The sequence below is a fragment of the Halomonas sp. 111 genome (assembly GCF_052379685.1).
Taxonomy (GTDB): domain Bacteria; phylum Pseudomonadota; class Gammaproteobacteria; order Pseudomonadales; family Halomonadaceae; genus Vreelandella; species Vreelandella citrativorans.
Genome location: NZ_JBQSYV010000016.1, coordinates 104,404 through 114,909 on the forward strand (window position 1 = coordinate 104,404; position 10,506 = coordinate 114,909).

A 10,506-nucleotide genomic window follows, 5' to 3' on the forward strand; every position below is an offset into this window, starting at 1 on the left:
CTGCCTCCTTAAGAAACCTGAACAACGCGGAACATGCCGGCATCCATGTGATAGAGAAGGTGGCAGTGGAACGCCCAGCTGCCCTCGGCGTCCGCGGTGATTAGCGCAGACACACGCTCGCCGGGCTTCACGTTCAGGGTATGTTTGCGCGGAATCAATTCACCCTGGCCGTTTTCAAGCTCCATCCACATACCGTGGAGGTGAATGGGGTGTTCCATCATGGTGTCGTTGACAAGGATGAGGCGCAGCCGCTCATTTTTCACAAAATGAATTGGGCCGGTCACTTCGCTAAACTTCTTGCCATCAAACGACCACATGTAGCGTTCCATGTTGCCGGTCAGGTGCAGTTCAAGCTCACGGCCTGGTTCACGGCGGTCAGGCCATGGCGTGAAGGCTTTTAAATCGCGGTAGACTAAAACACGACGTTCATCGGGGTCGATGCCGATGCCCGCCTGGTCGTAGCGAGAGCCGGGCTGGGCTTCACCGGCAACGAGCAAGCCATTTTCGCCGATTTTCGCCTGTTCACCCGCCATGCCACCCATATTAGAGTGATCCATGCCTTGCATATTCGACATGCCTGAGTGGTCCATCCCCGGCATGTTTGAATGATCCATTCCCTCCATACCAGCATCGTCACCGCTCATTCCCGGCATATTGGAGTGATCCATACCTTCCATATTTGACATGCCAGAATGATCCATACCGCCCATGCCGTGGGCAGCCATGGCTTCCATGCCGCGGTCGGCAATTTGGCGTCGTTCAGGGATGTCGGCCTGCATGCCTTCACGCGGTGCCAGGGTAGCGCGGGCGTAGCCGCTGCGATCCATGGATTCGGCGAAGATGGTGTATGCTCGGTCGTCTTCAGGTGAAACAAGCACATCGTAGGTTTCCGCCACGCCAATGCGGAACTCATCAACGGGAACGGGTTGGACCGGTTGGCCATCGGCGGCCACCACGGTCATCTTCAAGCCAGGTATACGGACATCGAAGTATGACATGGCCGAACCGTTAATCACGCGTAGCCGTACCCGCTCACCGGCCTTGAACAGCGCATTCCAGTTTTCCTGGGGGGAGTGGCCGTTGAGCAGGTAGGTATAAGTGCTGCCGGTGACATCGGCGATATCCCGCGAACTCATGCGCATTTGGGCCCACATACCGCGCATCTCGGCGGTTTGTGCGAAACCCTTTTCGCGAACATCGGCGAAAAAATCAGCAATCGTGCGCTCTTGGAAGTTGTAATAGCCTTCCATAGTTTTCAGATTACGGAACACCGACATGGGGTCTTCAAAGGTCCAGTCGGTGAGCAGTAACACATGCTCACGGTCGTAACGGATAGGCTCGCGCTCGGCGGCGTCGATAATCAGCGGCCCGGCATGGCCTAGCTGTTCCTGCATACCGGAGTGGCTGTGGTACCAGTAGGTGCCGTTTTGGCGTACGGGGAAGCGGTAGGTAAAGGTTTCGCTAGGGGCTATACCGGCAAAGCTAACCCCAGGGACGCCATCCATTTCCGGCGGTAGGATGAGGCCATGCCAATGGATAGAAGTAGGTTCATCAAGCAGGTTAGTGACGCGAAGCACCGCGTCCTGCCCCTCTTGTAAGCGAATCATCGGGCCAGGGCTGGTGCCATTGATGGTAATGGGGGTCGCCTCCTGACCATCAATCGGGTGTGATTCGCGACGAATGGCCAGTGATACCACGGGGCCTTCTTCAACACCCTGCGCGTAGACATTGCTGCGGCCCCAGGGGGTTGCCCAGGCGGGGGTTAGTCCCATTGTGGCAGCGGAACCTATTCCTAGGGCAGCGCCGCCTTTTAGGACCTGCCGACGAGAAAGCGGGTGAGAAATGATGCTTGAGCGTGCCATGTGTAACTCCCATCAATGATGAATGGCACCATCTTGATGGAAAAAGCTGAATCAAAGCTGAATAGCGATTAATTAGTCACTTCAATCGCTAGAGGCAATGTAATCGTAACGCGCAGTCCACCCAGTGGACTATGCTCAAAACGCGAGTGCCCTGAGTAGCGGGCAATTAACTGCGCAAGGATCGACAGTCCTAAGCCGTAGCCGGGACGGCGTTCATCCAGTCGTGTGCCACGCTCTCCCAAGCGCGAAAGATCCTCTTCTGCAACGCCGAGTCCGTCATCATCAATGGTGAGCGTGAGTGTGGTAGCGGAGACGGCAATATCGCAATTAACGCACCTATTCGACCATTTGCCAGCGTTATCGAGCACGATGCCTAATATTTCAGAAAAGTCGTGAGCCTCAATAGGTACTTGGTCTTTCTCGCCTGCCGAGTGGGTGAGGTTGAAGATACGCACAGGGTAAAGGCTGCGGAACATCTCTATGAGCCGTGAACTATCACGCGTGACGTTGGCCGTTCGCCCCGCGTTAGGGCCTGCAATACGTGATCGACGCAACTCAGCATCCAACTGGGCGTTAATATCCTCGATACGACTGAGCAGTTTATGGCGGCGGTTTTCATCAATAGGTCGGTTGCCGCGTAGTACTTGGGTAACCGCGGCCAGCGGGGTTTTTAAAGCATGAGAAAGATTAGTGACTGATTCCCGCGAGCGTTGTAAACGAAGATCAATATCATCCATAAACCAGTTCAATTGGTTGACTAACTCATCTAACTCAGAAGGGGCTACTAATGACAAGCGATCACGTTTACCTGATCGCAAAGCTTCAAGTTGTTGACGCAGTTGCCAAAGTGGCGTGAGGCCACGGTTAACCGCCAGCATATTGAGTATGATGAGCATCCCTAAAAGCACGGCGGCAATCCCACCGACCCACCAGTGCAAGGTAGCAAGTCCCGCTTCTACCTGAGAAAAATTCTCCCCCACCAGTAATACGCCGCTAGAACCCTGCCACTCAAAATGGCGACGGTAGACGAGCATGTGCTGATCGTTATCTCTAACGTCCACAAGAGCATCGCCGTTCTCGTCCAGGAGAGGCGCCAGCTGTTGCTGCCATTGCGGGTCGGAAGCGCTGACCGAACCGTTAAAGCGGAGTACGTAGAGATGATGAAAGACTTGATAGCCTTGGCTAACCAAGTCTAGCGCAGCCGGGACAGCCGTTTGGTCCTGCTCTAGCTGTGCGACCGCATGATTGGCTTCACGTTGTAAGCGCTCGCCTAAAAAATCTCGTGCCAGGCTCTGTAAAAAAAAACCGTGCAGTAGCCAAGTTGCGAGCACAACCAGTAGCGCCACGCCACCTAGCCATGCGAGTAGCCGAAAACGTAAACTGCGCCGATCAATGTGAAGCAAAGAAATACCCCTGGCCGCGGCGAGTTTGAATAATTGATTTGCCTAGATAACGGCGCAGACGAGCGACATAGACTTCGACCAAGTTAGGCGCGGCGGCATCCTGATCCAAGGCATAGAGCTGCTCTAGTAGCTGCTCTTTAGAGTGAATGCGATCAGGATGCAGCATTAAGTAGCGCAGTAACCGAAACTCTGTTGCCGTTAGCGAACGCCACGTTTCCCCTTCTAAGCACACTCGTTGACCTGCTTCATCCAACGAGACGCCGTTTAGCGTAATCACCTGCGATAATTGACCAGACTGCCTACGCAGTAAGGCCTTCAGACGAGCCATGAGTTCGGCCTCGTGGAAGGGTTTGGTGAGGTAGTCGTCAGCACCCGTCTCAAGACCGATGACTTTATCTTCCCAAGTATCACGCGCCGTCAAAATTAAAATAGGCGTACTGCGTTTCTGCTTGCGCCACTGGACGAGCAAATCCAGCCCCGATCCATCGGGCAAACCGACATCTAAAATAGCCAGCTCGTAATGCTCGGTTGCCATCAGCGATTTGGCCGCTTTTAATGAAGCGGCCAAATCAACCAGGTAACCGTTGTCCTTAAGACTTTCTGCCAAGCTTTCCGCTAGCAAATCATCATCTTCGAGTAGCAACAGTTTCATGGGTAAGCGTCAGATTAGAAAGTAAAATTGCCGTACATGCCGGATTCGTAATGGCCGGGAATGTTACATGCATACTCAAGCTCGTTAACATTATCAGGGACACTCCATAATAGAGTCCCGGTCTCGTCAGGCGCAATGGTGATGCCTGCCATGTTCATGCTGGCCATATCGTGACCGTCGCCGTGTGACATATTCGACATGTCATGACCTCCGCCATTGGCCATGTTTAGCAACATTTGACGATGCTCTTCTTGGGCTTCTTTGCTACCAATCACAAATTCGTGTTCTAAATTACCGGTGTTGGTGACTTCAAATTTAACCACCTCCCCAGCCGCCATTTCTAGCGCTTCAGGGTCGAACCACATATCGCCAGCTTCAAGGCTGATCGTGCGGTCAACGTCAGCCTCGGTTAGGCCATTGTCACCACTGCCTTGGCCGGGCGCAGCCCACGCGAAGCTGGTTAACAGGCTTAGTGAAAGGGCAAACAAAGACGTAGTGAAAGTGATTTTGCGCATGGTCATTACCTCGGAGGTTATTGTCACCCTTTCTTTATACGGCGTTAACCTGAAACGAGGCTGAACCCACGGGTAAAAATGATCTGGAGCAACCTTTCGTTGTCCGCAAGGTTGCAAGACTTGACCTTGGGGTAGCCCCAAGGTTGTAAGCTTAAAGCGTTATTGCTAGCTGATTTGGTAGGAGACTTAACATGATGAATGCGGATTGTTTTGCTTTTATGAACTCCATGGGTTGGTTAGGTTGGCTAATGCCGTTAACTTTTTTACTGTTGATAGGATTAGGTATTGCCTCGCTGACCAAATATTTGTTTAGTCACATACCTCAGGGAGACCGCTCATGAAACGTTATACCACTATAGTGTTATCTAGTGCCTTACTCTTAGGAGCGGCCTCGGCTCAGGCCGCGTTGCCGGATGAAGCCACACTTTACAAAAATCCGCAGTGCGGTTGCTGTGACGAGTATGCTCGCCACCTGGAAGCGCTGGGGGTCGATGTGACAATCGTCGATAACATAGAGCTCGGCGATATTAAACAGAAGGCGGGCGTGCCTTATGGTTTGGGGTCGTGCCATACCATCGAAATAGGCGACTACTGGATTGAAGGCCATGTACCGATGGAAGCTGTCACCAAACTTTTCGAAGAGCAGCCTGACGTAGATGGCATTGGCCTGGCGGGCATGCCGATTGGTACGCCAGGCATGCCAGGGCCTCAGGAAGAGCCATATGAGGTGTATACGTTTACCGACCATGAAAATGAGCAGTATATGACGCTTTAAAGTAAGCCGGGCTGACACTATGAATTCAAAACATCACTGGGAATTGGTGTATTAACGCAATACTGCTGAGCAAGTGAGCTGATTTCGTCCTCATTTAGATGCCTCTTTTGAGGTGAATCGCCCCGGATATTCTAGACACCCGTTAGGCTCTTAAAGTAACGCCTTTCATACTCAACCGGTGACAAGTTATCACTTGTGCCGTGTCGGCGCTTTGGGTTGTAAAACATTTCGATATAATTGAACACGTCGCGTCTAGCCGCTTCCCGTGTCGAATAAATCTGTCGCTTGATCCGCTCTCGCTTGAGGAGTTGAAAAAAGCTCTCAGCAACGGCGTTATCATGACAGTTACCACGCCGACTCATGCTGCCCACCAAGTGATTGGCTTTCAGAAAGCTTTGCCAATCTCCGCTGCTGAATTGGCTTCCTTGATCTGAATGCACCATCACAGTTTCTTGTGGCTTGCGTCGCCAGACTGCCGATAACAAAGCATCCAGCACTAACTCCGTCGTCATACGAGACTTCATCGACCAGCCAACCACTTGACGGGAAAACAGGTCGATCACCACCGCTAAGTAAAGCCAGCCTTCGTACGTTCGGATGTACGTAATATCTGTCACCCAAGCAACATTGGGCGCTGTTACTTCAAACTGACGGTCTAAATGGTTGGGTGATACAACAGCCGGTTTTCCGCCGCCATAGCAGCCAGGGCGTCGTCGATAGCCCGTCTGAGAGCGTAAACCTTCCCTACGCATCAGGCGGGCCACTCGGTGCTTACCGCAGGCTTCGCCAGCCTCACGCAAATCCTGATAGACCTTGCGATAGCCATATACACCGCCACTTTCAAGCCACGCATGCTTGATCAATCCCAATAGACGCTGATCATCCCGGTCTCGATTAGACAGTGCTTTTTTACACCATGCATAGTAGCCACTAGGATGCACGGCCATCATGCGGCACAAGCGCCGTACCGGATATTGACTCGCATGCTTTTGAATAAACGCGTACCTCAGTCGGACTCTCTGGCGAAGTACGCGGTGGCCTTTTTTAATATATCTCGCTCTTCTGACACGCGTTTTAATTCAGCCTTTAAACGACGGTTTTCAGCTTGGAGATCATCGTCTTCTTGCCGTTGTTCTACCGGCTTATCGTAGCGCTTGATCCAGTGGTACAAGCTGTGGCCTGACACGCCCAAACGCTCAGCGACCTCGGCAACTCGATGGCCACGCTCTACCACCTGTTTAACGGCTTCGATTTTGAATTCTTCAGTGTAACGGGGACGGCTCATGGATCCTCCTAGGTACCTTTAGTATAAGGCCTAGAGGTGTCTACGAAACCCGGGGCGATTCAAAAGCAAAAAAATTACAGACCTATATCACTCCTATGAATCCTACACACGGGATCACTTTGACGCCTATAGGAGTGTTATTTATGTCCTCGCCTTGCCTACGCTGTGCAGCCGCTTGCACTCTTAACCTTGAAATCGCCCAACGCATCGGCACGGTGAGCAGTAGTCTCGTCGGCGGTGCCATTGGCGCATGGCGTGCGTCCTATACTCCAACGTCCCCTTTGTCGATGGCCTCCTCCCGCTTCCCGTTAGCCAAACTGCCCGCTGCTGTGATGGGGGCTGTTTCCGGCAGTCAAGCAGGCTCGCGTGCCGCAGAATTGTTTTTCACGCAGAAACTACCGCCCGGTGTAGGTACGCCCTGGCTGTGCGTATCGTGCGGTCATACCTTCCGGCAATTACCCCGTCCCTTCACCGCACCCCAATAATGCGTTCCCACTAAGCGATATACCCCTTACTTTCCAACCATAAAGCGCTGGCGATTAACGTCAGCGCTTTTTTATTGCTAGGAGTTTTCATCATGGCTCATCTCGTTGAACAAATGGCTTACGCCGGCGCTACCCCTTGGCACGGCCTGGGACAGCAGCTATCCCGTCAACAACCGTTAGAGGTTTGGCAACAACAGGCCGGTATGAACTGGCATATCGAAGAAGCGCCGGTGCGTTTTATTGCCGAAGGGGCTAGCCACTTGGGCAGCATTCACTCGTTCCCTGAACAAAAAGTGCTTTACCGCTCGGATACCAAGGCGCCGCTATCGGTCGTGTCTCAGCGCTATAAAGTGGTGCAGCCCGAAGAGATTCTGGAGTTCTACCGTGACCTGACGGAGTACGCCGGGTATGAGCTGGAAACTGCGGGTGTGCTTAAAGGAGGTCGTAAGTTCTGGGCGTTGGCACGTAGTGGCTTAAGCACATCGCTGAAAGGCCAGGATGAAGTCAACGACTACCTACTGTTGGCAACATCCTGTGATGGCACGCTGGCCACAATGGCGACACCCACCACGGTACGGGTGGTGTGCAACAACACGCTACAGATTGCGGTGGATGGCACGTCGCAGGCAGTGAAGGTACCCCACCGTTCAGAGTTCGATCCTCGTGCGGTAAAAAGCCAGCTGGGTATTTCCGTTTCCCAGTGGAATGACTTCATGTACCGCATGAAGGCCTTGGCGGAACGTAAGATCGACCATCGTGAGGCACAGCAGTATTTTCAGTCGGTGCTCTGCGGTATCGATAAGCCGATAGATGACCCTTCCAAACTGCCCAACTACCGGGCACTCAACAAAGTGCAGAAGCTCTACCACGGCGAAGGCCGCGGTTCCCACCTCGACACGGCCAAAGATACTGCGTGGGGATTGCTCAATGCCGTTACCGAGTACGTGGATCACGACAAGCGGGCGCGTAGCAACGATACCCGATTGGATTCAGCGTGGTTTGGCCAAGGGGCGCAGCTGAAGCAGGAGGCATTGCAAACGGCTCTTGCCCTGGTGAGCTGACATGCTGTTTCTCATTATTTTACTGCTAATTTTCTTAGTTTTTGTCTTACCCCTCATTGGATAACGCAATAAGCCCAGCCCCTAACAGGCTGGGCTTATTGTTTTTAACGTGGAGCACATCATGGCCTCTCTTAGCCCCGATTTAGATATCGCTTTAACCCAGTTGACGGAACGACTGCTCACCCAGGATCAAACCTTTGCACAGACCTACGTCATGGCAAAGGGCCAGTTGTATCGCACCGAACTGCGCCTATGCCCCGTTCCTCCGCATGAACTTCCCGACGATCTTTAACCCCTATTGAAGGAGCCTTGTCATGGCCACCAAAACTAATGTGGTAAATCACGAGCCATCTGCATCCTCTTTACAAGCTGTTCCTGCAGCACCCACACCCCATCTTGCGGAGAGCACGGCCATTATTCAGGTGATTGAGCGTGCTGCGCTCAACCCGGACGTCGATATCGACAAAATGGAGCGCTTGTTACAAATGCAGGAACGGGTCATGGATCGCCAGGCCATGATGGCCTATAGCGCAGCCATGGCGGCCATGCAGACCGAACTCCCCAGCATTGAAGAACGCGGGCAAACCAATAACGGCTGTTACGCCACCTTGGAAGATATCGTCGATACCGTACGTCCCATCATGCAGAAACACGGCTTTGCTGTGAGCTTTCGTATTCAGACGCAGGAGCGCGGTATTGAGGTGACCGGTGTGCTGATGCATAAGGATGGTCACCGCGAAGAGACCAGTATGCTGCTGCCCGCTGATATCAGCGGTAACAAGAACGCGGTGCAAGCGTTTGGCTCATCCACCAGCTATGGCAAGCGCTACGTACTCTGCGCCCTACTCAACATCACCACACGGGGCCAGGACGACAACGGTAAATCCAGTACCAAAGTGGGTATCAAGCTAGTTACGCTCTTTCAGGCGGGACAGATCCAGCGGTTGATTGGCCAGTGCCCCGCCACGACCCAGGAATGGTTCAGCGGTAAGTACGGTTCAGCCGTGCAAGTGCCTCAGACTGACTTCGACAAGCTGCGCGCTTCACTTTCTAAGCGATCGGTTAAGTAACCCACCAGCTACCCCTTATGACAGGAGGCTTCCATGCAAGTGCTTAGTATGGAGCAAGGCACCCCAGAGTGGCTGGCGGCGCGGCTAGGTCGCGTCACCATGTCGGAGCTCAAAGCCTTGCTGGTTAAGGGTAAAGGCCCATGTGGGTTGGGTACCGGGGCGATTACCTACATGCACCAGTTAATCGGTGAGCGAATTACCGGGGAGCTGGCCGAGCCGTTTCAGGGCAACGCGCATACCCGGCGTGGGCATACGCTGGAAGGCGTAGCCCGTGCGCTCTACTGTGATACCACAGGAGAACCCAAGCCACACGAAGTAGGCATCATCCTTAATCACAATGTGGGTTACTCCCCCGACAGCTTGGTAGGCGCTAACGGCCTGCTTGAGATCAAAACCAAGCTGCCCAAGTTCCAAATAGAAGTGCTGCTCAACGGAGAGATACCCGATGAGCATGTGCCTCAATGCCAGGGTGGACTATGGGTCAGTGAACGAGAGTGGATCGATTTTGTGAGCTACTGGCCCGGTATGCCGCTGTTCATCAAGCGCGCCTACCGTGACGACTTCATGATTCGCATGATTGCTGAGCGAGTTGCGGCTTTTCATGAAGAGATGGAGCGGCGTATCAGCCAAGTGATGGCTGCGTGACGGAACTCATACCTCAAAACTCAACACGCTATCTAATGACATAGATGCCGGGGCCAACACCCCGGCATTTTTTTTCTGGAATCAACTATGACGTACTCAAAACTAAAAGCGGGCGAAGTAGCGGGTACCTACCACGTCACATCGCCCGTCACTGAAGCCGATATCATCAACATGGCCAAGCGCTTTGCGCGCCGCAAGCTGGCCAAAGGGTGCAAGATTACCCAGCCGTCGCAAGCCTTTGAGCACCTGCAATTATTGCTGCAAGACTACGAGCATGAAGTGTTCAGCGTTCTATTCTTGGATAGCCAACATCGCGTTATCCGTTTCGAGGAGCTTTTTCGGGGCACCATCGACACCGCCAGCGTTTATCCGCGGGAAGTGCTCAAAGCCGCGCTGGCCTACAACGCCGCTGCCGTCATTTTGGTTCATAACCATCCCAGTGGTGACCCGGAACCCAGCGATTCAGATAGGCGAATCACAGAGCGCCTGAAGGAAGCCTTGGAGCTAATGGATATCAAGGTGATTGATCACGTAGTGGTGGCGAGCGAAGGGTGCCAGTCATTTGCGGAGTTGGGGTATTTGTAGTGATACGGGAGGTAAAGCAAGAGCTGCCCAATGTGGTAGCTCTCAAAAAAGCTTCTTTTTTTGGCTGAAACAGATGCTATTGGTATCAAGGCTCTTGAGTATAAAGTGCGTTAATTGTTTAACGATGTATGACAGTCATGAAGCCCCTAGCACTCTAGAGAGCACTAG

The 10,506-nt window shown here is 53.0% G+C and carries 13 protein-coding genes; 8 read left to right on the top strand and 5 right to left on the bottom strand.

All coding sequences use genetic code 11. The features are described 5' to 3' along the window. Window positions 1-8: 8 nt before the first annotated feature. The 4 genes from ACT3T7_RS13150 to ACT3T7_RS13165 form a co-directional block, all read right to left on the bottom strand. A complete protein-coding gene (locus ACT3T7_RS13150; RefSeq protein WP_444631263.1) occupies window positions 9-1,862 on the bottom strand; it encodes a copper resistance system multicopper oxidase in 1,854 nt (617 codons plus the stop codon). A gap of 68 nt (window positions 1,863-1,930) precedes the next feature. Then, window positions 1,931-3,265, bottom strand: a complete 1,335-nt coding sequence (locus ACT3T7_RS13155; RefSeq protein ID WP_444631264.1) for an ATP-binding protein — start codon at window positions 3,263-3,265, stop codon at window positions 1,931-1,933. Then, on the bottom strand, window positions 3,252-3,917 hold the full coding sequence (locus ACT3T7_RS13160; RefSeq protein ID WP_172118698.1) for a response regulator transcription factor: 666 nt from the start codon (window positions 3,915-3,917) through the stop codon (window positions 3,252-3,254). Before ACT3T7_RS13160 ends, ACT3T7_RS13155 begins: the two co-directional genes overlap by 14 nt. 14 nt (window positions 3,918-3,931) lie before the next feature. Next, a complete protein-coding gene (locus ACT3T7_RS13165) occupies window positions 3,932-4,432 on the bottom strand; it encodes a cupredoxin domain-containing protein (RefSeq protein ID WP_253927063.1) in 501 nt (166 codons plus the stop codon). 191 nt (window positions 4,433-4,623) lie between these two features. On the opposite strand from ACT3T7_RS13165, the gene ACT3T7_RS13170 reads away from it, so the two are divergent. Next, complete coding sequence (locus ACT3T7_RS13170) at window positions 4,624-4,773, top strand: hypothetical protein (RefSeq protein ID WP_172118697.1); 150 nt, start codon at window positions 4,624-4,626, stop codon at window positions 4,771-4,773. Beyond that, window positions 4,770-5,207, top strand: a complete 438-nt coding sequence (locus tag ACT3T7_RS13175) for a DUF411 domain-containing protein (protein WP_172118696.1) — start codon at window positions 4,770-4,772, stop codon at window positions 5,205-5,207. The genes ACT3T7_RS13170 and ACT3T7_RS13175 overlap by 4 nt, the downstream gene beginning before the upstream one ends. 131 nt (window positions 5,208-5,338) lie before the next feature. On the opposite strand, the gene ACT3T7_RS13180 is transcribed toward ACT3T7_RS13175, so the two are convergent. Then, window positions 5,339-6,492 (bottom strand): IS3 family transposase gene (locus tag ACT3T7_RS13180; protein WP_193092940.1). Its coding sequence is split into 2 segments (ribosomal slippage): window positions 5,339-6,255 and window positions 6,255-6,492, totalling 1,155 coding nucleotides; the frame shifts between segments, so codons are not numbered across the junction. A gap of 143 nt (window positions 6,493-6,635) precedes the next feature. Here ACT3T7_RS13180 and ACT3T7_RS13185 point away from each other — a divergent pair. The 6 genes from ACT3T7_RS13185 (at window position 6,636) to radC (ending at window position 10,338) form a co-directional block, all read left to right on the top strand. Further along, a complete protein-coding gene (locus ACT3T7_RS13185) occupies window positions 6,636-6,977 on the top strand; it encodes a hypothetical protein (RefSeq protein ID WP_444631265.1) in 342 nt (113 codons plus the stop codon). Between the two features lie 92 nt (window positions 6,978-7,069). Next, complete coding sequence (locus ACT3T7_RS13190; RefSeq protein ID WP_444631266.1) at window positions 7,070-8,038, top strand: DUF932 domain-containing protein; 969 nt, start codon at window positions 7,070-7,072, stop codon at window positions 8,036-8,038. A gap of 121 nt (window positions 8,039-8,159) precedes the next feature. Further along, window positions 8,160-8,330, top strand: a complete 171-nt coding sequence (locus ACT3T7_RS13195) for a hypothetical protein (RefSeq protein WP_263065512.1) — start codon at window positions 8,160-8,162, stop codon at window positions 8,328-8,330. A gap of 22 nt (window positions 8,331-8,352) precedes the next feature. Continuing rightward, window positions 8,353-9,108: an ERF family protein gene (locus ACT3T7_RS13200; protein WP_263065513.1), complete on the top strand. Its 756-nt coding sequence runs from the start codon at window positions 8,353-8,355 to the stop codon at window positions 9,106-9,108. Window positions 9,109-9,141: 33 nt separating this feature from the next. Beyond that, a complete protein-coding gene (locus tag ACT3T7_RS13205; protein ID WP_263065514.1) occupies window positions 9,142-9,753 on the top strand; it encodes a lambda exonuclease family protein in 612 nt (203 codons plus the stop codon). 87 nt (window positions 9,754-9,840) lie between these two features. Next, window positions 9,841-10,338 carry a RadC family protein gene (gene radC / locus ACT3T7_RS13210; RefSeq protein WP_081137418.1) on the top strand — a complete coding sequence of 166 codons (498 nt, stop codon included), beginning with the start codon at window positions 9,841-9,843 and terminating at the stop codon, window positions 10,336-10,338. The last annotated feature ends 168 nt before the right edge of the window (window positions 10,339-10,506 follow it).